The following is a 25067-nucleotide window of genomic DNA, read 5'->3' on the forward strand; positions in this document are numbered from 1 at the left end:
GGTAATCCGGCCCTAAGTATCACTTCAGATTAAGATTTGCTTCAATGAGACGGCACAGCGTCCGGCAGTTCTCAATGGTCTTTTCCTTCACATCATCCCTGATCATATTGTCATTGTTGTGATCGTAGGGGTTTCTTGCAGAAGTAATGGAGTTGATGATCATCTGGAACTCCCCTCTCTTCATGTTGAACACCTTCTTATAGCACCTGTCGTATTCTGCAAGAAGAATCTCCGCAAGACCTCCTGTGGTTGTGCCGTTTAACAGATTTATGCCGGCAGGGTCAACATCGTAAATAGCGGTCTTTTTCTTCATATCCTCAATGCGTATCTGCGCTGCCAGAATATGATCTCCCACAGTCATATGGGTGCTGTGTCCCCTGGGAGAATCTTCGGGAGTTACGTACTTCGCTTTTATGGCATCTTCCCAGCTCTCTCCGTATTCTTCCTTCAGCTTTTGGGCGCCTACAGCCCTGAGAAGCTTCTCCGTCCTGTTCCACAGAGGATAAAACTCCACGGTCTGCTCCTTCATCACCAGATATCTGCGGAAGTACCTGGATATGGTCTCATACCCCTTACCGGACTTCAGGATTATTCCGTAGTTCTCAAGACGCCTAATATTCTGCGGTGTTGCCTCGTCCCCAACAGGCCCCAGGATCACCTGATAAAGAGCATTCAAAAGATTCTGCTCCTTAAGAAGCTCAAACATACGACCGAATTCCTTGTAGAAAGTCTCTTCATTTTCGTCGAAGATCTTGTAGAGGTTCTTGCCTTCTCCTGCCGCGAAGCTTTCCACATAGTGCATGGACAGAAGGTCCATCCAGTAGGGCATGTTTCCCGTGATCTCCCTGTAATCCTCTATGATCTCGTCTGTCACCGGAACCCCTGTACTCTTCAGGATCTCAAAGTACTGCTCCTGCTCCTTTTCGTTGTAGGGTCCAAGATAGCAGTCAAACATGATCCCGGAAAAGTTTGAGACATCGTATCCAAATCCCGCCTCCAGCTCAGCCATAAGCCGCCTTGACAGGAACAGGAATCCGATCTTGTTGCCCGGCTGATATGCCAGCTCCCTGAGTACAAAGAAGCCCTCAGGATACTCCTCAAACAGCTTTTTAACATAGTCGAACTCATCGATTATACATATGACGCGATAGCCAAGATCCGATACCACAACTTCAAAGAAGCTCCTGATCCTCTCTCCGCCGGTCTCTGTCACCGATGCATCCATGGCCCTGTTGAAGCGTCTTTCGATCTTATTTGAGATTACGTCGTTATCCTCAAGGATATCAAAGGTCTTCTCCACCATTCCGGTAAAAAAAGCCTGCGGAGTACGGTAATCATACATGGACATGTTAATCACCATTACGTGTTTTTGCAAAAGCTCTTTTTTCTTGCTGATAAGAAGATGATTGGCCAGGGAAGATTTACCCATTCGCTGCATTCCCACAACTCCCACCGAGCCGTAAGAGTCATTTCCGATAAGCCTCGATTCAACAGTCCTCTCCGTCTCACTTCTTATGATGTAGCGGTCTGATGAAACGATACTTCCGCTGTCTGCATATGGATTGTTCATAATTCACTCCTGTTACTGAAGATTGAGCCATTCCTCAAAGAATGGTATCAGTATTTTGCATTTCTCTCCCCGCTTTACTATTACAGCGCGGTTGATCAGTTCCGTGATCAGTTCTTCCTTGCCCTCTATGTCTATATCCTTTATTGTTGCCCATCCGCCGCTCTTTGAAAGGGCTGCGATCTGCTTAAGGATATCATAGTTCTGTACCTCGGTTCCGGATTCATCACCTTTACTGATAAGGTTGTCAAACAGGTCATCTCTCTCATCTACCAGCATGGCCTGCTTGACCTTTTCAGCCAGAGCCTTGGATACCAGAACTCTGTGGTCAACATTCATCTGATCCACCAGTCTGCGGCAATAAACCTGGATATAGTAGGGCTGTCCATGGAACCAGTCTGCAATAAGCTGCTCACTTCCCTCCACATAGCGGCTCCTTCCGTCAGGAAGCCTTATGGGATCCACAATAAGCTGCTTGGCACTCTCATCATCCAGCATATCTACACGCCTTGGCTGAGTCACACGGAACTGGTTCTGGAACTCGTGGATGAAATTGGGCATGGTGTCCTGTCCGATGAGAAGCGCTTTGAACAGTTTCTCCTCCATAAGCTTTTTCCAGGTGTCCATAAAGGCCAGTATCATGGGTCTGTTCTCATCCACACTGCGATACAGGTGAGTGAACTCATCGATTATAATAAGCAGCTCTTTTCTCAGAGGACGGCATATCTTGCGCCTTACAGCCCTCATAAAGGAAACGAACTCTTCGTCCTCTTTAATGGAAACACTATCCAGGTAATCGATCACATCCTCACCGATCACGCTTCCGGGCATATCGCATAAATCCTCAGCAATATCTAACAGCATATCCCTCACATTTCCATATATGAACTTAGGTGTCCTTAATGCTCCGATGGAAAACTTTATGACTATGAACCTGTCTTTTAAACGCTCCTCAAGGAAATTGGCAATGGAGCTCTTTCCACATCTCTTTTGACCATATATGATCTCGCAGCTGCTTCTGTCGTCGCATAGGGCGCTGGAAATGCTGTCCAGGAGACTGTCTCTTCCCACAAAAACGTCTCTGTCCTTGACGCCGATGGCATCGCCGGCATAGTAGGGGTTGGCTATTTCCTGGAACTCATCTTCACCGGTGGATATGGAGAAATCGCTGGTGGTAACGCACCTGTTACCGGCGGGCGTAATATAGGATACCTTGATCGTTATGGTATACAGCTCTCCCTGGGTGGGAATCGAGAACTCTCTGGAAATGCCCTGTTCCCTGCCGGCACGGATGTAGGAAGCCACATCCTGCTCCTCCATCAGCTCATTTCCCCGTGCATCAAGGATACTGAGCTTTACGTCTCTTGCGTTAGCCGCATTCTCTTTATTGTAAACAGTAACGTCGATATTCTGATGCTCATCGATAATCGGCACATCCGTGACAGCCACATTTATGGAGATATCCGGCTGGAGCTCTTCTCTTACGGTATTTGCACGCTCCCTTAAAACCTCCAGAAGATTATTGATGATATCCTCCAGGAAGTTTACGCCAAAGTAGGTGGGTGCACTCATGAGCTGATTCTGGATATCCGCAAGCTGCTTCTCAACGGTACCGATAACGGCCATGATACTCTCATAGTCGTTGTATACATTCAGCTCTATTCCATGTTCATAGGCTGTTATCAGGGCATTAAGGTATATCTGGTCCGTATCAAATACGATAACGCACTCCTTGAAATCCCTGATCTCGCTTAAGTGCTCTCCCTTAAATACCTTACTGTTCTTAATCCTGTTGGAGAACATGCGAAGGCGGTTTTCCTGAATTGATATGGTCTCCCTGATACATTCAAAAAATGTCTCGCAGTCAGCGGTGTCTCTGTCAGGAGCGATTATTCCCATTATCTTTCCAATAAGATACTGTCTCTTTTCCATCTCCATGGAGCGGATAATATCCTTTATCAGATCACTCTTATCTATCAAAAGAGCCATCTTCATAAGCCCGCGTTCCGGATCGCCGGTTGTCTCGCCCTCCAAAGCACGGTTCATAAGCTCAAGGATGAACTGCCTGTGTGCTGCTTCGTCCGCATCGTCCTGAATGCGGTTTCCTCTCCTGCCGGTAAGACTCTCAAGATATATCTCGGCATCACGGATCCGCTCGTTCTCGTCTTTGCCGGTGGTGACGTTTTTCTGGATCTCCATCTTGTATATACGACATGCAAGAGCGCTCTCGTACATGCTCTTCCCCAGATAATCAAGGCTGGAATGAAGTGCGCACATGCGAAGATATCTGTAATACAGGCTGCTCTCACCGTTAAGCTCGTGCTCAAGCACCGCAAGGGTACCGTAGCGCCCGGCTTTGCCGCCCTGGGTGCTCTCCTTCTGAATGCCATCGCGAACTCGATGTACGTCCTTCTCGGTGTAGTCCTTCTGCTCAACCTCAAGGGCTGACAATCCAACAGGGTTTCTGGAAAAGCGCTCAAGGAAATAATCATCAAAGGGCGTATTTATGCTGATCATGTAGGATTCGGCAATGTCCGTATCCCCGTCGCCATCCTGAAGTTCCTCTGTGATCCCTGAATCTGCTTTGTAAGAGGAGAGCATAGCCACTTGCTCTTTTACCTGCTCCCGCAGACTGTTCACCATCTCCTGATTGGAAGGGTCTGCCTCAACCAGCCCGCTAAGGAAGCTCTCGATCCTGCTCTCGTCACCCAGATTTGCATAGGACATGACGATGTATGTGTAATTGGCATTGGTCCTGCTCTCTGCAGGTATCTCCATCATGGATTCTATGGCCTGCTCATACTGCTTCATGGCATAGTAGGTCTGGCCAAGACGGGCATTGGTGTATATTACCTTTTTATCATTTTTGGCGCTGCTGTATACTTTCAGAAGTTTTTGAAGCGAATCGATCATTCCATCCTTGTCGTCTGCTTTCTTCTGCAGCAAAAAGAGCTTTTCGTAGTATCCGGAGTGCTCATTGCCCGGCACAAAGGAAAGCCATGACTCATAGGATTTCAGTTCCTTTACCGCCTCCTGGGCACCGCTTACATGCATTACCATCTCGGCATAGTCCATCAGGCAGGCATACCACTTGAGTCCCTTGTTCTCTATCTCGGCAAGGAAGAAGCGCTTTGCCTTTTCGCTGTTACTCTCGATTCTCCAGGCCCTGAGCGCAAAGCCCTGGTTGTCTTTTCCCTTGGGAAGGGTCTGCCCCAGTTCATTGTACTTTTGAAGTGCAGCCGAAGTCTCCTCCTGAAGGACCTTCAGCTCCTCATTATCGGGATATTCAATCTTAAGCTGATTGATGTAACGATCAGCCTCGGAATAATTGATCTCGGCAAACAAGTTTTCAACATGCTCTCTTACAGCATCCAGGTTGATCTCTTCTCTGATGGTGCCGGGAGTGGTATCGTCTGTCACCTCTCCGATCTTTACCCTGCAGGTATGGATCTTCCTCTCACAGCTTGTGGGAGAATATCCGTTTTCCAGGGCCGTCTCAAACTGGCTCAGAGCCTCTCTCCATTTTTCCTTTTTGAAGTAACAATCTCCGATACGGAAGGCTACGCTTGCAAGCTTTGCCTTGTTGTAATACAGAGCTCTCAGCGCATTTAAAGCCTTCAGCGCTTCGTCATGGTTATCGACGAGGGACGCAAAGCGATATTTCTTTTCCTGAAAGGCGGTCCTGATTCCCCTCTCACACTGGCGAACCTCCTGACCGAGTTCATTAAAATGCTTCACCGCAACTTCAATGCCATACTCCACTGCCAGCATATCCATGTAGGCAAGGATCGACATTCCCTTGGAGGAGGATTCCGATGTGGCATCCTCCATAAAGAAGCCTTCAGCATCTTCCAAAGCGCCGCTGTCAAGCCATGAGGACATGGCTTTAAGATAAGCCGAACTTACTTCGGCTCTGCCGTATGTATAGGATTTGAGCTGGGCAGTATAGAGCTCGGTTCTTACCGCGATGGATTCGATAAAGCGATTGTCCGGAGCACTTTTTACAAGGTCTGCGATCCATTTGCGGGCCCCTGCAGAATCCTTGACCTGTCTGAAGCTCTTAAACTTCTCCTCATATCGCTGCTCAATCTGAGACCTTCTTTGTCTGCTCTTCTCATCATCGGCATTATTTTCCTCCGAAGTAAGATCCTCAAGGTTATTCTCGCAGACCGAAACATCACCGGTCTCAAGAAGTTTCTCCAGCACCGGTTCTATGGCCAGGGCATAAGCCTTTTTTGCTTCCTCTGTGGAAAGGAACGGAGCCACCAGCTCTTTTACCGGAGTTTCCTGATCCTTTTTGTGCAGGAAAAGCACAAGGCGGGCAAGTATCTGGGTCAGAAGCTCTCCTGACTCCTGAACCTCCCTGATATCCAGAATAGTTCTGTATACTTCCCTGACTGTTTCCGGATCCCCCTCATCCTCCAGAGGAGCAACAAATTTGAGGGTTGCGTTAATGCAGGATACTATATGACTCTGAGAAGCGCGTATCAGATCAAAAAGAGTCTTCTCATAAATCTTCTGTCTTCCTGTTGAGGAGAACAGATTCAGCATGGTTTTCCAGATGATGGTCTGGTCCTCCTCGGGAACCACCTGCCTTGTTCTTTCTATAAGTTCCTCTGCCACATCGGCAGCTTTCTCAACATCTCCGGCCTTGAAATACACAACAAGTGAGCGGTAGATGGCTGTCTTAAGCCTTGGGCCGCCCTGCTCAACCGCCCTTCTGAGGTAATAGGACGCTTTGTCAGGATCCATCTCTGCCTTGGAAATGATTATTCCCTTGTACAGATCTGTTCCGTCATTAGCTATGCGCTCGTTTTCCGCAAGCTCCGCTGCCTCGGTCAGGAACTTTATAAGTGCCTCGCACTCCTCTTTTTTATCCGGCATTCCGGGAAGGGCATCGGAAAGAACCTGAATTCCATCGCGATATCTGAGGTCGTCAACCGCGCTGAGGCACTGTTTGTACACCTCATCAGAGGGCGCAAAAACTCCGGCCAGCTGCTTCTCAAATAATGAAACCGGCTTTGAGGTATCTGCGGGCGCAGCGGGCATCTCTGCTTGAAGCAAAGTCTCGGGCTCAGGCGCCGTCTCTGTCTGAGGCGTCGTCTCGGGTTCCGGCGCTGTCTCTATCCGGGGCGTCGTCTCAGGTTCCGGCTGTGTAAGAACCTCCGGTTCTGCCTGATGAAGCACCTCAGGTTCTGCCTGAGGCTGAGGCTGAGGCGCATCGTCCTCTATGATCTCGTAATATGAAATAGAAGATATCATCAGGGTTGATGTGCGGTTATCCTTCCTGTGGATGCTGACCGTTTCCTTATCAAGGGCAACGATCTCTCCGGTGATCTCCTTGGGCCCGGCGACAACCTCCACATACATTCCTATCCTGGCGTCTTCTAAAAATCTGTCTGCAATTGCCATTGTATAAATCCCCCTTATCTATTCATAATACGTCTGTGAAGTCAAAAAAGTTCATCAAGGAGAATAAAAAATTTAATTTTCTCCCAATCGGGTTCTATCTCAAGTGCATCAAACAGCATATCGGGATCAAAGTCAGGGTAAACTTTTCCGCCGTAGGTCCCGTCAAAATTATGCTTGAGGCTTCGATAGCAAAGAGCGATATCTTCCCATTTATCTCCGATACCTGCGCCGCCCAAATCTATAAATCCGCTGATATCACCGTCTTTCAGGAAAATATTCGGCAGGCAGAAATCGCCGTGAGAAAGCACCGGTTCATATGCAGGCTTATTTTCCTCAAGCCATTTAAGAAGGGCTTTGGGGTTTTCAAATCCATCTTTTCCGTAGGTTGCGGGTTCGGCATCGTCAATATCCACAAGCCCGTTTTCAACCCTGTATCTTGCTTCTTTTAGCTGCGCATCAATGTCTCTTTCTATTGGACAACCTGAAACATCCACGCTCCAGAGCATTTTGAGAGCTTTTGCCAGTAAAGAAAGAAGCTCCTTTGGATGTTCAAGATAATACTCACTGCATGACATTTCTCCGGGGATCCTGCTCATTAGAAGATACTGATAGTCATTATTTTTCTCGAAAGCAAGGACCCTGGGCACGGGAATCCTGTCCTTAAGCCAATTAAGCACCTGTACACTTGACTCTTCATCGTAAAGCCTGTTGTCCAGTATCTTAAGGACGCAGTCATCAAATATCATTATCTTTGAGCCTGACATACCGACATCATCGGTCGTATACTCTTTTCCCGCTATGAGCTTTTTGATGCTGTCGGGCATAGGGAAAAGAGCCTTCTCCATAGCCTCTTCGTCATTTTCCCGGGACACCTCATATGCGGTGTATTCGTGATCAAATTCGTATCCGAGCTTTTCTGCCAGACGAACCGAGTTTATATTCTGTGCATCCCAGCTTGGATACAGCCCTTCATCAAGGCAGCGCAGGATCAAAGCGGCACTTGCGATGGTGGCAAGGCCTTTTCTGCGCTCTTCCTCAATTGTATCAACCTCTATCTCAATTCCTTCCCTGTATCTTGTATAAGAAGAAGCACCGGCTACAATCCTGCCGGATTTCATTATCACCATGCCACGGCCCAGATCCAGATATTTTTCTTTGGTTTCGAAGGAAGAAACAAAATCCCTTGTCGCGGGATCCGCCGGGCAAAGATCGTAGATTTTCTCATCTATCTCTTTTAACTCATATCCGCCGGGAAGTTTGGCTACCATGCTTCTTAAAAGCTCTTTATCAAACTTCGTATCCTTTTTGATGGCGAATCTGGTCACTTTCTTCGCCTTTGGAAAGCATTCTTCGATACAGGTTTCCCACGCCTTGCTTTGGGGCACCAAGATCGTGAAGCCATCAGGCTTGTTCCTGACAATCTCCTTATCAGGCTCTCCCGCATAAAAAGCAAAGCATCCAACGTAGGCCATCGCTGACTTTGGACACTCAGGATCCGTCACATAGATTTTTCCCATTACTTTCTGCAAACAGGAATATATCAGGGTTTCCTGCCACCCATCAAAAAGGCCGGCAGCCTTTGATGTATCTGTAAGTTCGTAAATCATTTTTGTAGTTATCTTTCTCCAGCCACTGTACTGATTTTTTCAATGCCTCGATAGTCTTGGTCTCCAGGACACATCTGGCATTCAGGCTTTCGGCCAGACGCAGTCTCTCTGCAAGATCTATTTCTCCGTCACCAAGTGCCAAATGATTTTTCGCAGGATTCTCGCTTCCGTCATGGATATGAAAATGTAAGAGACGATCCTGATGTTCCAGAATAAAAGGCACATCTTTTTCGCCGGTTGTCTTTGAGTGCCCGATATCCCAGGTCAGTCCGAAACATGGACTTTCAAGCAGCATTTCAATCGCCTTCTCCTCATACCTGCGGAATCCATCGGTATTTTCTACTACAATACGTATTCCACTGTTTCCAATCCACCGTTCACACCATTCCCGGAAACTCCTGAAAGATTTCAAATATGTATCAAAGTCCCGATCGTACATCTGCACTTTCATATCCGGCAAAGTGATGTAAATACCATGATGCATGTGCATGTTCAAGGTAAGGGGCTGAGCAGGGTCGCCATATCTATCCCTTAATGGAAGCAGTTTTTTGAGCACCTCAACAGAGCGTCTCACTGTTTCCAAATAGGCACCGGACACCAGTCGATTAAAATCCGCGATATTCAGATTCTCATCCAGGTGGATCGTATAGTAAATACCTGCCTTTTCTGCCAAGCCGATAAGGTATTCGGTCTGTTCCAGCCACTCCACCTGATATTCCGGAAAATTCATATTCAGTTCAATAAACTTAAGTCCCAGACTTTGGCAAAGAGCAACGTTGTCTTCCAATGTGCTGTTCTCTATAAGTGTGGGCATACCAAACTGTATCATTTCGATATATCTCCTATCTTCCGGCCACTTATTTTTTTACCTTTCAGGCTCCTCCTTCGGCTGGAAACCGCTTCCGTAGGAAAGGCCGTACCCGTATTCCAGGAAATTCTTATCGGTACCGATCTGATCGATGCTGCCGTACCACGGGGATGGAAGCTTTCCCGTAAAATCTGCGCATCCACACAATACATCGGAAATTCCTTTTCCTTCCGAACCCGGCAGATAACACATAACAACACTGTCCCACTCATCATAGTCTTCAGGATCAATGATAACATTTCTGCCGGCAACAATACAGGCAACCGTAGGTTTACCCAGTTTCTTTGCTTCGTCGATGGCATTTCTGTTTTCAGAAAGGCCCAGGGCACCGCAGAGCTCCAGGTCAGCAGTGTCTCCTTCCCACTCCGCATAGGTCTTCTCCCCTACGCAAAGCAGTACCACATCGGCATCCTGAGCTTTATTTTTATCGGTAATGATCTCAATGCCGTAATCATCGGCATAACTTTCAAAAGCATCCTGTATGGTGGTTACGCCATCGATTTTTTTCTCTGAATAACCGCTCCATGCGATAGTCCAGCCGCCGCACTGTGCTGATGCATCATCCGCAGCCGGTCCCGTTATATAAACCTTCATGCCATCCTTCAGCGGAAGGGTCTCTGAATCGTTCTTAAGAAGGACAAGGCTTTCTTCCACCAGCTTTTCCGCAACTTTTCTGTATTCCAAAGAACCGGTATCCTTCTGCTTTATCTCAGACTTTTCAAGGAAAGGATCCTCAAACAATCCTGCCTCTTTCTTGACTTTGATGATTCTTCTTACAGCATCATTCACGCGTTCTTCGCTGATCTCACCGCTTTTTAAGGCATCCGTGATGATCTTTATTACCTCATCGTATCTTTCGATCTCCATAAGCATGTCAATCCCGGCATTAATGCTTGTGATGACCTGATCCTTGTAGGATGAAGCCGAAATATGCTGTATGGATTCCCAGTCACTTGCGATATAGCCTTCAAAACCCATCTCATCTTTCAGCTTCATGATGTACTCTTTGTTTTCATGCATCTTCACTCCGTTTAAGGATGAGTGGCTGATCATGATGGTCTGTACGCCGGCATCGATCTGTGCCTGATACACTTTCAGAAGCTCATTTATCTCATCGTCACTAAGTCTTGCATCTCCGCGATCTATGAGCATATCTATGTTATCTTTTTCTCCTGTGCCATATTCCACATTTCCATCTGCCAGATAATGTTTTGCACAGGCAACAAGCCCTCCGTCAATCAGGCCCTTTACATAAGCAGTACTGAGCTTTGTGATTGTTTCAAGATCAGAGCCATAGGATTCATAAGTTCTTCCCCAGCGTGGATCCACGGACTGCGCTATGCAGGGAGAATAATTCCATAGCATGTGGCAGAGCTTTGCTTCGTCAGCCGTGATCAGTCCGACCTGATATGCAAGCTCTTCATCATTGGCAGCGCCCTGTCCGATGTTATGCGGAAAATATACCGCATTCGCACAGTAATTCACACCGTGAACGTCATCCTGCCCGTAGATATAGGGTATCCCGGCATCGGATTCAAGTGCAGCCTTCTGATATTCGTCCACGAGGCTCCGCCAGGCGGCAGCATCGATATGGTCTGCCTGGGAGAGAATACTGCCGTAATCGTTGTCTTTCATTTGTTTCACACTGACATTATATATAGCAGGCATTACCATCTGCGCCGCTTTCTGCTCGGGCGATAGGCTATCAACTATCTCTTCAGGACTCATTGATGCATATTCAGCATATTTATATTGGGCATCTGTGACAGATGTGACAGAGGTGTTAGATTCCTTCCCGGCTTCATCACCTTTCGGAAAATGACCGATAACTAAAAAACCCGCTATCGCTACCAGTATCGCCAGTACAATTAAAACTAATATTGATTTTCTCTTCATAGCCCCAAGTTCCTTTTATATTTTGACATCAATACCACAGTTTCGACGTCGTTTTCATTGAGCAACACCTTGCCACCTGCTTCAGTGTCATAATCTATGTAGAATTTAAACCCATGGCTGAAAATGATATTTACTTCATGATTCCGCCATGGAAATAGCATTCGTATACTTTTACGTTGTTGCAATAGATCTCTTCATATCCCTGAAACCAGGAAAAATCTCCTGTAACGCTGCATTTATATGTATATTCACCTGACTGATAATACTCCTGTCCCCAGTATGGCATTTTTTTATCCGCTTTACGAAGTGCTTCTTTCAAGAAATCGCCACTGAATTGCTGTTCTAACACCCTGCCAAGATAATTCATTGCATACTGTATTTTGCCATCAACCCAGATTGCTTCTTCTCCGGCAAACTTTTCACCACCAACATACGTGTCATGATATGTATATGACCCGCTGCTGTATGAAAAGTCGTGGGAATCCAGCCTTGTTGAATCTGTTTCATTCATATAGGCGGCATAAGTATTTACATTAGCTTCAAGCCTGAACTCGATCAGCTTACTAAGATCATCATCCTCATTATTTTCACAACTGATCATACATTCCTGATCCCGGACCAGATAATCTACTGTGACATTGAAAAGATTACTTATCTGGATAAGATTACTAATGTCAGGATACACCTGGCCTGATTCCCATTTCGCAACCGCCTGTCTTGATACACCAAGCTTTTCAGCAAGGTCTTCCTGTGTCATCCCCTTACTCTTGCGGATCAATTGCAGTTTCTCTGAAAAAATCATACTCATCACCTCCAAGACCAACATACAATTTCTCATTGCTGAGATACATCAGCCATTGGTTGCTTTTTTGCTACTTTTGTTATACATCGTATCAAAGTTCCAACATTTTCATCATTCTTTCTCAGAATCACCGCCCGGCAGTTGTTTTATACCATCCATACTGACCATGGACAGAGTCTCCATCTGCTTAACAGCGAGTTCTCTAAGCAACACTATCCTTTCAGACATAGTTTTGCCCTGTCCGATCAGGATTGCATTATAGCTTTCCATGTTTGCCAGCACGAGAAGCTGATTAAGGTTGGCATCATCTCTGATGTTTCCTTTCTTACCCGGATTAGCATCTCTCCACTGTTTTGCAGTCATACCAAACAATACCACATTAAGCATATCCGCCTCATTTGCATATTTGAAAAAGATCTGATCCTGTGTAAGTTCTGGCGGTATCAAGTGATCCCTTATTGCATCGGTATGAATACGATAATTAAGTTTGGCTATCTCGCGGTTCAAGTTCCAGTTAAGAGACAGGCGGCTGTTCTCATCCTTCTTTAGGCGCTGATAATCCTTAACAATCAACAACTTGAATGAAGCTGAAATCCATGATGCAAACTCAAGCGCGATATCCGAATGAGCATATGTTCCACCATATCTTCCTGCTTTTGAGACGATTCCAATTGCATTTACTCCCTCAATCCACTTGGACGGTGACATTGTAAATGCATGTAATCCAGCCTCACCTCTAAACCCCTCGAATTCGAGGGGTTTAAAATCCTGATTATGCAAACTTTCCCATAACCCAAGAAATTCTATAGTTTCCCTATTTCTCATCCAATTGCATATCGTCGCATTTGCATCATCACTTTTGTATTTTGCAATATCAGTTAAAGATAAAAAATCATTTTCAAAGTCCGATGTATAAACTGCTATACTGATGCCGCCAACATATATTGTTTCTTTCTTTATCGTCCTAGGCATATTATTTCACCTCCCCGGTCAGATAATCATATAATTTTTCAGCAGAACTGAAGTCGATATCATGGCCATTCTCGTCTGTGATAATGCCTGGCTCATATTGTCGTCCATAATCCAATTCATAAATATAATAGTCAATGTTTTCAACTGCATCCTTCAGCAGTTTTCGAAGCAAAAATACCACGGTGCTCTCATGTGAGATCTGAAGTGCCGCCCCATTGCAAAAATCACACTCAAGGTTATCCCTGCTATTACGGAATAGACTATTTACCTTTCTTACCAAATCCGATGAGTCCCTTAATTGATTCAGTATCTCCACAAATTCTTCTTTACTGATACTTGCACTGAATTCTTTGGCATTTTCATGTAATACCCTGTGAATCATCCTCTCGACTTGCTGAAATCGTACGATTCCCAATGTTCTCTTATCTAAGAAAGATGTGCCGTTTTGATCTTTTATGATCCATTCACAATCGGAATTATTGATGATATACAGGTAATCCGTCCTATTCTCCGTAATGTCAATTACCCTCTCCTCCTTGCAGGCAAGCGGATGGATCAGTTCTTCCTCGTAACCGTAATGAGACTTATTAAACCGGATCACAAAACTCTCATAGTTACTGTAGTTCGAAAACAATCCTGCTTCGAACATTTCCAGAATTCTATCAGCATTCCCATCCGGATACATATCTCCATTAAATTCTACTGACGAGAAAATCTTTCCGTCCCAGTCTATGTAAATAATCTTTCCTCTTGTCATCACGCACCTCCGATGTTTTTCTTTTATCGTATGAGATGCGTGATATCATGTCATTGGACGGATAGTCCATAATCCCGGCTATGCAACAAGTAGCGGATAATAAGCCTGCATTCGTTTTACAAATTGGTTTGAATTAGCCTTTGTAACCAAACAACAATCATATGTGTACTTTGTGTATTGTTTCACTAAAAGATCCTCCATATGAACATGGAACAATTCACTAAGGCGAAGAAGATTATCAACTGAAGGCAGTATTGTTCCCTTAAACCATCTGTATACAGGTTGCGGGCATGACAATCCAAGATACTGTTGAATATCCTTTACGCTATATCCATTCTCATATGCATATTTTCGGAGGTTGTTTCCGGTCTTCTCCATATCAATTATTGTTTTACTTTCAATCATTCGTCCTGTCCCTTTTATTCTGTAGTAATCCTCCATCTCAACATCCAGAGTAATGGCTTTCGGACGGGTGTTGCTCACCCTCTGCAAAAGCACGCAACTTTCGACTGTTGTCCGACTGTGCAACCGAATTTCATAATATCTACTGCTACATGCGAGACTTAAATATATTACTTCTTTTGGATTACCGTATTTATTCCGATTGGCTTAAATCCGACGCTGAGAGCCGTTTTCTGAGAACCTGTATTTGTTTCTGCATGGGCCCAAACAGGTCTTCTGCCCTGCCGTATGATTTCCTCACACATCTCATATGCCAGATAGGATGCCAGACCATGGTGTCTGTATGTTTCAGTGGTCTCAACACCAATATCCACTTCCTCCGGACTGACCGCACTTGAAAACGCCACCGCTGCAAAGTTGCCATCTTCCTTACTTCTTGCCATAAATCCAAATCCATTCTGAAGAAATATATCACTTTCATTCCATGAAAAAGATGGTGTAATCCTTCCTTGAACGTCACCTATATTGTCTGCATTTATATGCTCAACAATGAATCCGTCATCAAGTATCGGCGGATTGTCAATAATTCCGCTATGAGTGTATTCAATCCTCTTATCAACTCGAAGCAAGTCTATGCCCGAATAATAGTCGGAAACAAACTCCGAATCTGTAATGAGTAAAAATCTTCGCTCCGTATCAGACACCAAAAAATTGCGATATACTTCTTCAAGAACATCAGCTCTCACATCCCCGGAGATATACGCAAAACCACAATAATGCCAAAACAGTACACAGCCTTTGCCATCAACATAAATATCTCCATCCTGAGTCCCGGTCGCAATTGACACCGGATAAACACAGTTTGCTGTACACCCTCTGGCATATGTAAGGTCTGCTGTATATTCACTTCTGTCGATTTTTCTCAAAACCATACACTTCACCGGATTATAATCCATTCGCCCTTCTTGTTTGACCCAATACGACGTATTACATTTTTCTGTACCATAGATCCTAACGCTCTCTTTACAGTTGCGTCAGAACACCCAAGAATTCCCGCCATCTTAGCTCTTGTCAAAGTCGGATCTTGTCTCAAGAGTTCAAGTATCTTTTTCTCTCTTTCACTAAGTCCTACCATGTTTATTGGATCATTTATTGGATCATTTATTGGGTCATTTATTGGGTCATTTATCGGCTCAATGTCCTGCTTAATTGGGTCAATGTCCCGCATTTGTGTGAACATGCCGCTGACATGCATTTCTCTGTTATGGCGTTCATTTTTACCGTCAAGCAGCAGATTTTGCAGGAACAGTTCAAGGAAATCCGTCGTTTCATAGATTCCTTTTTTAATATTACTGTAATTAGCGCGAACCAATGCATTTCTGAAATACCACGAATGCTCAGCAAACATATCATTATCCGCTTCAAAACCCAATTGTCTCAGATATTTTATAAAGGATCCTTTTTTATATCATCCATCCGCTTCACCGCCCTCTGCATCTTTAATCCGATAGTACTCCTCCATCTTCACATTGAGTTTCACATAAGAATCCGCTTTTCTGTTGCTCACACGCTCGAGGCGCACACAGCTTTCAACATGCCCGCTCCAGGGGAACATATCGCAGGGGCGGACAGCCTTAAGCTTGTAGCCGCCGTCACAAAGGATGCGAAGGTCACGGGCAAGAGTTGCGGAGTCACAGCTTACATAGACGATCCTTTCAGGCTGCATTTTCAGCATGGTCTCAAGGCACTTGGAATCACAGCCCTTCCGGGGCGGATCCACCACGATAACATCAGGGTGAAGGGCATCTTTGTCCGATGCGTCACCGCCGGCTGCCTTCTCATAGAACTCCGGCAGCACCACCTCGGCCTTTCCGCACATAAAGGTGGCGTTCTCTATGCCGTTTCTTTTGGCATTCTCTTTGGCATCCTCGATAGCTTCGGGGATTATCTCAACTCCGTACACATGCCCTGCGGTCTTTGCCATGGAAAGAGTGATGGTTCCGATACCGCAGTAGAGGTCCCACACTGTCTCTTTTCCCGAAAGATCCGCATACTTAATGGCCTGTCCGTAGAGTTTTTTGGTCTGGGCAGGATTTACCTGATAGAAGGAAAGGGGCGAGATCTCAAATTCCAGGCCGTTTAAGGTGTCCCTGATAACCGGCTCACCCCAAAGGGTATGGATCTCCGTTCCCATGATAACGTTGGTGTTCTCGTTGTTGATGCTGACGGAAATCGAGGTCATGCCGGGCACCTTTTCCAGTTTCTCGATAAGGCGCTCCTGGCCGGGTATATATTCCCTGCCTTTGCCAAAGTCTCTGCCGCTGTTGGGATTTCTTTTCCCGTAATTGATCACAAGGCATACCATGATCTGGCCGCTTTCAAAGCCCTTGCGTATCAGCACGTGGCGCACAAGGCCGTGGCCGGTGCCCTCGTTGTAGGCGCTGACATGGAACTGTCTCATGTGCTCCAGCACGATCTCAAGGATCATCTCGTTCTCCACGACACCGATCCGGCAGTCGGAAACTGGGATGATGCTGTGGGTCCTGCCGGCATAAAAGCCCGCCACAGGGTTGCCTTCCCTGTCTGCGCCTATCGGATACTGGGCCTTGTTGCGGTATCTCCAGGGATCATCCATGCCCATTATGGGCTCCATGATGCTGTCCACATATTCACCGTCAAAGCCGCCGATCCTGACGATGTTGTTTCTCACCTTATCCTGCTTAAACTTAAGCTGCCTCTCGTAGGTCATGTTCTGGATCTGGCATCCGCCGCACTGCCTAGCGATGGGGCATCTGGCCTGCTGCCTGAAGGGCGAAGGCTCAAGCACCTCCTCGAGGTGGGCGTAGGCGTAGTTTTTCTTGGACTTCATGATCTTAGCCCTGACTCTGTCCCCGATCACCGCATCCTTAATAAAAAGGGCATAGCCATCCACTTTGCCTATACCCTCGCCATCATTTCCTATATCCGTTATCTCAACTTCCAGCATCTCATCCTTTTGGAATCTGCCGGATCCAAGCTTTTCTTTTCCCATATTCATACCTCGTTAAGTGGTGGATTTCCACTGCAATCTGTGAAGCTCGCCTTCCTTCTCAAGCCCCGCAAAATTCTGCTGCCTCAAGGCCTCGTAGAGCACGATGGCCACTGAATTTGAAAGATTGAGGGACCTGATGTCCTCAAGCATGGGGATCCTGATGCAGGTCTCTTCGTTGTCCACCAGGATCTCCTCAGGGATCCCGGCGCTCTCTTTGCCGAACATTATAAAATCATCCTGGGCAAAAGAGACTTCGGCATAAGTTTTCTTTGCTTTTGTGGTGGCGTACCAGATCTTCGCCCCCGGGTTCTTCTCTTTAAAATCCGCGTAGTCGATGTATCTGGTCACATTGAGCTTCTGCCAGTAATCCATGCCTGCGCGGCGAAGGTCTTTTTCCCCGAGGCGAAAGCCCAAAGGTTCGATAAGATGAAGGGCTGTTCCTGTTGCGACACAGGTCCTTCCTATATTCCCGGTGTTCTGGGGAATTTCCGGCTGATGTAAAACTATATTCATTGGTCAGTAATTTCCTTCTTATTCGTCTTCGGCGTCCATGGCAGCAGCCTTGGGCAGGGAGAAAATAAACTCGGTTCCGACGCCCTGGGTACTGATGACGTTGATGTTCTCCTCATGGGCCTTGATGATCTCCTTTACAATGGAAAGTCCAAGGCCGGTACCCTTCTTGTCCTTACCTCTGGAGGAATCGGACTTGTAGAATCTGTCGAAGATAAGCTTCTGGTCCTCCTTGGGGATACCGATTCCGCTGTCCTTGACGGAGACAAAGACCTTGCTGTGTTTCTCGGTGGTCTCGATCTTGATGGAGGAGTCGTGATGGCTGAACTTGATGGCATTGTCCACCAGGTTGTAAAGAACCTGCTGGATCTTGTCAACGTCAGCGTTTACCAGCATCTTGTTGTCTGTAAGAACAAGCTCGATGGAGATGTGCTTGTCACGGCAGGAACCCTCGCAGGACTCCGCCACCTTGCGGATCACCTGATTGATGTCAAAGTCCGTCTTATCAAGGAGCATACCGCCCTTGGCGTTGAGGTTCTGAAGAGTAAGAAGCTCGTTGGTGAGCTTGGTAAGTCTGTCGGTCTCGTTGATAACGATGCCAAGATACTTCTCGTGCATCTCCGGGGGAATGGTCCCGTCCTGCATCGCCACAAGATACCCTCTGATAGAGGTCAGCGGGGATCTGAAATCGTGGGATACGTTGGCAACGAACTTCTTCTGGTCATCCTCCTGACGGGCAATCTCGCCGGCCATGTAGGACAGTGATGCCGCAAGGTATCCCATCTCATCCTCGGACTCCACCGAGAACTCATATCCCATATTTCCCGCCGCATACTGCTCCGTCGCTGTGGTTATTTTGCGAAGAGGCACATACACCAGCTCCGTAAAGAAGATAAGGATTATCAGGGACAAAAGAAACAGCACTATCAGCATCAGATATGAAATGTTAAGGAAGGTGTTGGCCTGATCCTGCAGGGCAGGTATCGAAGCGTGGATGACCACGTAGGCCTGAACCTTGTAATTGGCTGTAATAGGCGCAAAAACGCTGAGGACATCATGGTTAAAAGAGTTCCAGAAGTCCCCGGTGGTGTAGTAAGAGCTTCCTGTTACGGTGGGGTCAAACCCGTTTACCACAACCTCTTCTCCCGGCCCTAAGGGTCTTGAAGAATCAATAACCAGTCGGCCTGAAGGGTTGATGATCCATATGGGAGATCTGTCCATATACATGGACAGGGTTGAGAGCTCCTCATACACCGTCTCCAGCGAAGTCTCACTGTTGTATAGATCTGCCGCGTAGGTGTTGGCAATCTGTGTGGCCACCTGATACATGTTCTCTGCCTTGTCACGTCTTAGGCGGTCGAAGGTCATGCTGTAAACAAAGGTCGCCACCACTATGAATCCGAAGATGCCAAACAACACATAGGCCAGCAGAAACTTCAGATACAGGGTTCTTTTCATTTACTGTTGTACCTCAAACTTGTAGCCGATTCCCCAGATCGTAGCCAGCCTCCACTTCTCATGGTCACTGAGCTTTTCTCTAAGACGCTTGATATGAACGTCCACGGTTCTGGTATCGCCTATATATTCGTAGCCCCAGATCTGATCCAGAAGCTGCTCTCTCGTATATACATGATTGGGTGAAGCTGCAAGGAAGTACAAAAGCTCCAGCTCCTTGGGAGGCATGTCAACTCTCTCGCCCATATAGGTTACGGAGTAGTTTGTCATGTTGATCTCAAGGTCGGGATATCTTACCACCTTGTCATCGGAAGCCTGAGGCTCTGCGGCCTGGGGTTTGTAGCGGCGAAGCACTGCCTTTACCCTTGCCACCAGCTCTTTTGAATCGAAGGGCTTCTCCATGTAATCGTCAGCCCCCATCTCAAGGCCAAGGACCTTGTCAAACACCTCTCCCTTGGCGGAAAGCATGATGATGGGCACCTGGGATCTTGTCCTTATCTCCCTGCAGACCTGATATCCGTCGATCCCCGGAAGCATCAGATCCAGGAGCACCAGATTGGGATTAAAGCTGTCAAAAGTGTTAATGGCTGTCTCGCCGTCGTTGCAGATCTTGGTCTCAAAACACTCTTTTACAAGATAGAGTGAAATAAGCTCCGCAATGTTGTTGTCGTCATCTACTATCAGTATTTTCTGCTTGTTAACCATTTCTCCCCCTCTTACTTAAATGTCACTATGGTCACGCCGGCGTCGCCCTCTCCAAACTCCCCGAGCTTGAAGGATTTGACGTAGGACACGCCCTTAAGATAGGAGTGCACCGCCTGTCTTAAGATTCCTGCTCCCTTGCCGTGTACCACTCTTACATTGTTAAGATGCGCAACATATGCGTCATCCAGATATTTATCCAGCTCAGCGATGGCATCATCGCTGTTCTTACCTATAAGGTTTATCTCGGTCCTGATGGTGGATGCCTTTGAAAGGTCCATCTTTCCGCCGGAAGGCTTGCCGTAGCGCTTCTTTAATGCCGCCTTGTCATCGTCTTCGAAGGCCAGCACAAGATCCTTGATATTGGCCTTGGTCTTCATGATGCCGCACTGAACAAAGAGATTCCCGTCCTTATCGGGTTTGGAACTGATGGTTCCCTTAAGCCCCATGGGTACTATGCGAACGCTCTCTCCAAGCTTTATCTGGGATTCCTTGAGGATATCGTGATCCTCAGCAGGCTTCTGCTTCTTGGCTGCGGCCTTGTTCTTGTCTGATATCTTCTGGGAAAGACCTGTCCTTGTCCTCTCAAGATCCTGAAGAGATGCCCCGGGTCCTGCCTTTCTGAAGACCTTAATGGTCTCGTCGGCCACGTTCTTGGCCTCCTGCAGGATCTCCCTTGCCTCTTCGTTGGCCTTTCGAAGGATCTCCTCCCTCTGGCTGTCCAGCTTGTCGGTCTTGCGCTCAAGCTTCTGCCTCAGCTCCTCGGCCTCTTTCTTGTACTGTTCTATCTCAAGCCTCTCGGCCTCTATGGTCTTTCTGCTCCTCTCAAGATCCGCGATAAGGTCCTCGAATCTCTGATCATCGGTATCGATCTGGTTCCTGGCCGCATCTATGATTGACTCGGGAAGGCCCAGTTTTGAAGAGATTGCAAAGGCATTACTCTTGCCGGGAAGTCCAATAAGGAGCCTGTAGGTGGGCTTAAGCGACTCAACGTCAAACTCACAGCTGGCATTCTTAACTCCCTTGGTGTTAAGGGCGTAGACCTTGAGCTCACTGTAGTGGGTGGTGGCCAGCGTCCTTATCTTCCTGCTGTGGAGCTCGTTGAGAATGGCAATGGCCAGAGCCGCACCCTCTGTGGGATCCGTGCCTGCACCCAGCTCATCGAAAAGACACAGCGAATCCTCGTCGGCTTCTTTTAAAATGGAAACGGTGTTGGTCATATGTGACGAGAAAGTGGACAGGGACTGCTCGATACTCTGCTCGTCGCCGATGTCCGCATAGACCTCCTTAAACACCGCAAGCTCCGACCTGTCGCCGGCGGGAATGGCAAGCCCGGCCTGTCCCATCAGGGTCAAAAGACCTACCGTCTTAAGGGTAACTGTCTTACCTCCGGTATTGGGGCCTGTGATTATAAGCATGTCAAAATCATCGCCGGCGTAAACATCGATGGGCACCACTTTATCTTTTGCAATAAGAGGGTGACGTCCCTTTCTGATGTTGAAGGCATGGCGATCGTTAAAGACAGGCGGAATGGCGTTCATTTCAAGAGCATAGGAGGCCTTGGCAAAAACGAAGTCCAGATCCGTCATGATCTCGCAGTTATATCTTATGGCATCCACATGCTCTGCCACGGAAAGGCTCAGCTCCAGCAGGATCTTCTCTATCTCCGCCTGCTCCTGAAGACTCATCTCCTTGAGCTTATTGTTAAGATCAACAACTGCTGCCGGCTCAACAAACAAAGTCGATCCCGAGGAAGACTGATCGTGAACGATGCCGCTTACCTGAGACTTGTACTCAGCTTTAACGGGGACGCAGTATCTGTCGCCCCTCATGGTGATAACCGCATCCTGAAGATAACTTCTCATGGCACCGTTCAGCATCTTGCCAAGAACGTCATGAATGCGGTCGTTGGTGAGCATAATTCCTCTTCTTATATGCTTGAGGGCAGGGCTGGCATCGGAGCTCATCTCATCTTCGGAGACGATGCAGCGTCTTATGTCCGCCGACACGAAGCTCAAAGGCTCAAGAAGCTGGAAGGACTCCGTCAGGGAATCCCCGGTATCCTCCTCCCTTGCGGGGCGGCCATAGTTCTTTACCCTTCCAACGTTATCCAGAAATGAAGCTATGCGAAGAAGCCCGGCCATATCCAGACTGCTTCCGATCTTAAGCGCCTTCAGTGAACCGGACAGATCCTTGTTATCACCGAAACTTACGCTGCCTTTCTTAAATATCCTTGCAATCGCGTCCCCTGTTTTCTCCAGATTCCTTCTGATCTCCCTGATATCAGCTGAGGGCTCCAGCTCCAGGCACATCTTACGGCCCGGGTCTGAATCTGCATGCTCAGCCAGTTTTTCTATTATTTTGTCGTACTCCAGTACGTGTAATGCTTTCTTGTTCATTGTAAGTCCTTATTTCATGCCTGTTTTACATAATCATCCAAATTACAGTTTATCATTTAAAGCGGGCAATGACTAGTATTTGTCTACTTTTGTGGCATAAGTTATAATGGATGATAGCGGATTTACTGATGAAACTTTCAGGAGGGGATTTGGGGATGCCACTTAATAATGATGAGAAAGAAAAGAATGAGAAACTGGCCGATACCGGCTTTATAAGCGAGAAGATCAAGCAGCGTCCCATCAACAGGGCCAAGCTCCTTAGAAGGACTGCGATCACTTTTTTCCTGGCCATCGTTTTTGGTATTGTGGCCTGTTTCACATTTCTTTTCCTGCAGCCGGTATTCAGCGACAGACTTTACCCCGAGGCAGAGCCGGATCCCGTCACTCTTCCCGAGGAGATTGCAGACGAGGAGCTGACTCCGGAGGAAATGTTTGCGGACGAGATCGCCATTGCCGCCAGTGAGGCCCAGTCCCTTGAGGCCACCCAGAAGGACCAGATCGACGAAGCTCTTGCTTCCTATTCCTTCAGCGCCTCCGACTACAGCAAGCTCATGGCATCTCTTAAGGAAGTCGCCGCCAATGTTGGAACCAGCATGGTTCAGGTAACGGCGGTGACCAACGACGCCAACTGGTTCAGCGAATCCTACGAGAGCAGCGGTTCCGCTTCAGGCGTTATCATCGCCAACAACGGAACCTTCTATTACATAGCCGTACCTTCAAAGGCAATCGATGAGGCGGAGAGCATAAAAGTCACCTTCTGTGACGGCGCCGAATCCACCGCCGGCTTAAGTCTTGCGGATACCATCACCGGACTTAGCGTAGTAAGCGTAAGAAGAGCTTCTCTTACAGAGGCCACAAGGCAGAAAGTCACAACCGCCCAGCTTGGAAGCTCCAATGCCGGAAATCTTACCGGTGTTCCCGTCATCGCGGCAGGAAGCCCCATCGGAATCCAGGGTTCCATTTCCTACGGTGTGCTCACCTCGGAGAAGACCCCCATCGGACTCGCCGATTCCAATTACAAGCTTCTGACCACAGACATCTACGGAAGCACCCTCGGAAGCGGTGTAATCACCAACTTAAGCGGACAGGTTCTTGGCATCATCGACATGAACTACAACACCGAGGATCTTCCCAATCACATCTGCGCCATCGGCATAACGGAGCTGAAATCTTTATTTGAGGATCTCTCCAATGCCAGAAACAGAGCCTTCCTTGGAATCCACGGAACCACCATCCCGCTGGACGTACAGACCAAAGAAAATATCCCCGCAGGAGCCTATATCACCCAGACTGAAATGAATTCTCCCGCCATGATGGCCGGAATCCAGAGCGGTGACATCATAAGTGCCGTAAACGGCTCCGAGATCGCTTCCTACGAGCAGCTCATCACCAAGCTCTCCCAGTGTCAGCCCGATGAGGTCATTACCGTCAAAGTATACAGACAGGCTCCCAATAACTATGTGGAGCTTGACATAGAAGTCACTTTAACCAGTGCCACACACAATTAGTGTTCTCATGAAGACTGCAGCAGTTGCAGGCTTCTGACCATAAATTATTAATTAGAAATGAGGTTTTTTCATGAAGTTCATCAAAGATTTTAAACCCGGAGACAGAGTAGCGGACATCTACATGTGCAAGCACAAGCAGAGCGCCACCACCAAGAACGGCAAGGAATACTATTCCGTAACCCTTCAGGACAAGACAGGTACCGTGGACGCCAAGATTTGGGAACCCGGCGGCGCAGGCATCGACGAGTTTGATGCCCCTGACTGCATCGATGTTTTCGGTGAGGTTACCAGCTTTAACGGCGCACTCCAGGTCAACGTAAAGAGAGCAAGAAAGTGCAGCGAGGGAGAATATGACCTTTCCCTGTATCTTCCCGTTTCCTCAAAGGACAACGACGAGATGTTCAGGCAGCTCCTTTCCATAATAGATTCAATAGGTAACCCCTATCTTAAAAAGCTTCTTCAGGCTTTCTTCGTGGAGGACAAAGCTTTTATAGAGCTCTTCCGCAAATCCAGCGCAGCCAAGACCGTGCACCACGGCTTTATCGGCGGACTTCTTGAGCACACCTTAAGCGTAACCAAGCTCTGCGACTACTTCTGCACAGCCTATCCCGCCCTTAAGAGAGATCTGCTTCTTACAGCTGCCATCTGCCACGATATAGGTAAGACAAAAGAGTTGTCTCTTTTCCCTGTAAATGACTACACCGACGAGGGTCAGTTCCTTGGGCATATTGTCATGGGCTGCGAGATGGTTGGTGAAAAGGCCCGCGCAATCGACGGTTTCCCCGAGCTTTTAAAGCAGCAGCTCCAGCACTGCATCCTGGCTCACCACGGCGAGTTTGAGTACGGCTCTCCCAAGAAACCTTCCATTATGGAAGCGGTGGCTCTAAACCTTGCGGATAACACCGATGCCAAGATGGAAACCTTCACGGAGCTTCTTCAGAACGTCACCGAACCCGGCTGGCAGGGCTTCAATAAATTCTTCGAAACAAACGTTTATCAGACCAAAATCGACTGATGGCATTTATACTTTAACAAAAACAAGTTTAGTTTTTTGTGTAAATCGACAGTATTTTAAAATATTTAAGAAATATCTAAAATATCTATTGACTGGTGATTCTCCTATTAGTAAAATTGCATCATCAGATACTTGTGAACGCAATTTTTTTAGGAGGATTGACC

General features: G+C 47.2%; 18 protein-coding genes. 2 read left to right on the forward strand and 16 right to left on the reverse strand.

The genetic code is table 11. The annotated features are described in order from the left end of the window. Positions 1–19 precede the first annotated feature (19 nt). The 16 genes from T456_RS0109530 to T456_RS0109605 form a co-directional block, all read right to left on the reverse strand. Positions 20–1570 carry an ATP-binding protein gene (locus T456_RS0109530; RefSeq protein WP_024865946.1) on the reverse strand — a complete coding sequence of 517 codons (1551 nt, stop codon included), beginning with the start codon at positions 1568–1570 and terminating at the stop codon, positions 20–22. Between the two features lie 12 nt (positions 1571–1582). Next, on the reverse strand, positions 1583–6979 hold the full coding sequence (locus T456_RS0109535) for an ATP-binding protein (RefSeq protein ID WP_024865947.1): 5397 nt from the start codon (positions 6977–6979) through the stop codon (positions 1583–1585). 41 nt (positions 6980–7020) lie between these two features. After that, positions 7021–8496 (reverse strand): APH(3') family aminoglycoside O-phosphotransferase, encoded by a 1476-nt coding sequence (locus tag T456_RS23640; RefSeq protein ID WP_330369719.1) that lies wholly within the window; start codon positions 8494–8496, stop codon positions 7021–7023. 43 nt (positions 8497–8539) lie between these two features. Beyond that, positions 8540–9373: a sugar phosphate isomerase/epimerase family protein gene (locus tag T456_RS0109545; protein ID WP_242835910.1), complete on the reverse strand. Its 834-nt coding sequence runs from the start codon at positions 9371–9373 to the stop codon at positions 8540–8542. A 78-nt stretch (positions 9374–9451) separates the two neighbouring features. Then, positions 9452–11350 (reverse strand): glycoside hydrolase family 3 protein, encoded by a 1899-nt coding sequence (locus T456_RS0109550; RefSeq protein WP_024865950.1) that lies wholly within the window; start codon positions 11348–11350, stop codon positions 9452–9454. A 130-nt stretch (positions 11351–11480) separates the two neighbouring features. Further along, positions 11481–12152, reverse strand: a complete 672-nt coding sequence (locus T456_RS0109555; RefSeq protein WP_024865951.1) for a DUF5680 domain-containing protein — start codon at positions 12150–12152, stop codon at positions 11481–11483. A gap of 111 nt (positions 12153–12263) precedes the next feature. Then, positions 12264–13124 (reverse strand): KilA-N domain-containing protein, encoded by an 861-nt coding sequence (locus tag T456_RS0109560; RefSeq protein WP_024865952.1) that lies wholly within the window; start codon positions 13122–13124, stop codon positions 12264–12266. Between the two features lies 1 nt (position 13125). After that, positions 13126–13881: a hypothetical protein gene (locus T456_RS0109565; RefSeq protein ID WP_024865953.1), complete on the reverse strand. Its 756-nt coding sequence runs from the start codon at positions 13879–13881 to the stop codon at positions 13126–13128. 78 nt (positions 13882–13959) lie between these two features. Continuing rightward, a complete protein-coding gene (locus tag T456_RS0109570; RefSeq protein WP_242835912.1) occupies positions 13960–14322 on the reverse strand; it encodes a helix-turn-helix transcriptional regulator in 363 nt (120 codons plus the stop codon). Between the two features lie 131 nt (positions 14323–14453). Beyond that, on the reverse strand, positions 14454–15239 hold the full coding sequence (locus T456_RS0109575; protein ID WP_024865955.1) for a GNAT family N-acetyltransferase: 786 nt from the start codon (positions 15237–15239) through the stop codon (positions 14454–14456). Beyond that, complete coding sequence (locus T456_RS0109580) at positions 15221–15715, reverse strand: winged helix-turn-helix transcriptional regulator (protein ID WP_024865956.1); 495 nt, start codon at positions 15713–15715, stop codon at positions 15221–15223. The genes T456_RS0109575 and T456_RS0109580 overlap by 19 nt, the downstream gene beginning before the upstream one ends. Positions 15716–15751: 36 nt before the next feature. Next, positions 15752–17314 (reverse strand): 23S rRNA (uracil(1939)-C(5))-methyltransferase RlmD, encoded by a 1563-nt coding sequence (gene rlmD, locus T456_RS0109585; protein ID WP_024865957.1) that lies wholly within the window; start codon positions 17312–17314, stop codon positions 15752–15754. Between the two features lie 12 nt (positions 17315–17326). Continuing rightward, positions 17327–17827, reverse strand: coding sequence for a tRNA (cytidine(34)-2'-O)-methyltransferase (locus T456_RS0109590; protein ID WP_024865958.1), 501 nt, complete (start codon positions 17825–17827; stop codon positions 17327–17329). Positions 17828–17845: 18 nt separating this feature from the next. Then, on the reverse strand, positions 17846–19282 hold the full coding sequence (locus T456_RS0109595; RefSeq protein WP_024865959.1) for a HAMP domain-containing sensor histidine kinase: 1437 nt from the start codon (positions 19280–19282) through the stop codon (positions 17846–17848). Beyond that, the gene (locus T456_RS0109600) at positions 19283–19984 is read right to left on the reverse strand and encodes a response regulator transcription factor (protein ID WP_024865960.1); all 702 of its coding nucleotides are present in this window, start codon (positions 19982–19984) and stop codon (positions 19283–19285) included. 11 nt (positions 19985–19995) lie between these two features. Next, positions 19996–22380: an endonuclease MutS2 gene (locus T456_RS0109605; protein ID WP_024865961.1), complete on the reverse strand. Its 2385-nt coding sequence runs from the start codon at positions 22378–22380 to the stop codon at positions 19996–19998. Positions 22381–22535: 155 nt separating this feature from the next. Here T456_RS0109605 and T456_RS0109610 point away from each other — a divergent pair, with 155 nt between their 5' ends. Continuing rightward, entirely contained in the window at positions 22536–23888 is a 1353-nt protein-coding gene (locus T456_RS0109610) for a S1C family serine protease (RefSeq protein WP_024865962.1), read from the forward strand. 70 nt (positions 23889–23958) lie between these two features. Beyond that, positions 23959–24903, forward strand: a complete 945-nt coding sequence (locus tag T456_RS0109615) for a 3'-5' exoribonuclease YhaM family protein (RefSeq protein ID WP_024865963.1) — start codon at positions 23959–23961, stop codon at positions 24901–24903. Positions 24904–25067 lie beyond the last annotated feature (164 nt).

Origin of the sequence: Butyrivibrio sp. FCS014, assembly GCF_000526935.1 — a bacterium.
GTDB lineage: Bacteria > Bacillota > Clostridia > Lachnospirales > Lachnospiraceae > Butyrivibrio.

What these genes read in the sequence shown, in the direction of transcription:
- T456_RS0109600 (WP_024865960.1), bottom strand. Translation starts at nt 19,984, where the DNA reads ATGGTTAACAAGCAGAAAATACTGATAGTAGATGACGACAACAACATT.
- T456_RS0109555 (WP_024865951.1), bottom strand. Translation starts at nt 12,152, where the DNA reads ATGATTTTTTCAGAGAAACTGCAATTGATCCGCAAGAGTAAGGGGATG.
- T456_RS0109605 (WP_024865961.1), bottom strand. Translation starts at nt 22,380, where the DNA reads ATGAACAAGAAAGCATTACACGTACTGGAGTACGACAAAATAATAGAA.
- T456_RS0109575 (WP_024865955.1), bottom strand. Translation starts at nt 15,239, where the DNA reads ATGGATTATAATCCGGTGAAGTGTATGGTTTTGAGAAAAATCGACAGA.
- T456_RS23640 (WP_330369719.1), bottom strand. Translation starts at nt 8,496, where the DNA reads ATGGGAAAAATCTATGTGACGGATCCTGAGTGTCCAAAGTCAGCGATG.
- T456_RS0109565 (WP_024865953.1), bottom strand. Translation starts at nt 13,881, where the DNA reads ATGACAAGAGGAAAGATTATTTACATAGACTGGGACGGAAAGATTTTC.
- T456_RS0109595 (WP_024865959.1), bottom strand. Translation starts at nt 19,282, where the DNA reads ATGAAAAGAACCCTGTATCTGAAGTTTCTGCTGGCCTATGTGTTGTTT.
- rlmD (WP_024865957.1), bottom strand. Translation starts at nt 17,314, where the DNA reads ATGGGAAAAGAAAAGCTTGGATCCGGCAGATTCCAAAAGGATGAGATG.
- T456_RS0109530 (WP_024865946.1), bottom strand. Translation starts at nt 1,570, where the DNA reads ATGAACAATCCATATGCAGACAGCGGAAGTATCGTTTCATCAGACCGC.
- T456_RS0109535 (WP_024865947.1), bottom strand. Translation starts at nt 6,979, where the DNA reads ATGGCAATTGCAGACAGATTTTTAGAAGACGCCAGGATAGGAATGTAT.
- T456_RS0109560 (WP_024865952.1), bottom strand. Translation starts at nt 13,124, where the DNA reads ATGCCTAGGACGATAAAGAAAGAAACAATATATGTTGGCGGCATCAGT.
- T456_RS0109615 (WP_024865963.1), top strand. Translation starts at nt 23,959, where the DNA reads ATGAAGTTCATCAAAGATTTTAAACCCGGAGACAGAGTAGCGGACATC.
- T456_RS0109550 (WP_024865950.1), bottom strand. Translation starts at nt 11,350, where the DNA reads ATGAAGAGAAAATCAATATTAGTTTTAATTGTACTGGCGATACTGGTA.
- T456_RS0109590 (WP_024865958.1), bottom strand. Translation starts at nt 17,827, where the DNA reads ATGAATATAGTTTTACATCAGCCGGAAATTCCCCAGAACACCGGGAAT.
- T456_RS0109610 (WP_024865962.1), top strand. Translation starts at nt 22,536, where the DNA reads ATGCCACTTAATAATGATGAGAAAGAAAAGAATGAGAAACTGGCCGAT.
- T456_RS0109570 (WP_242835912.1), bottom strand. Translation starts at nt 14,322, where the DNA reads ATGGAGGATTACTACAGAATAAAAGGGACAGGACGAATGATTGAAAGT.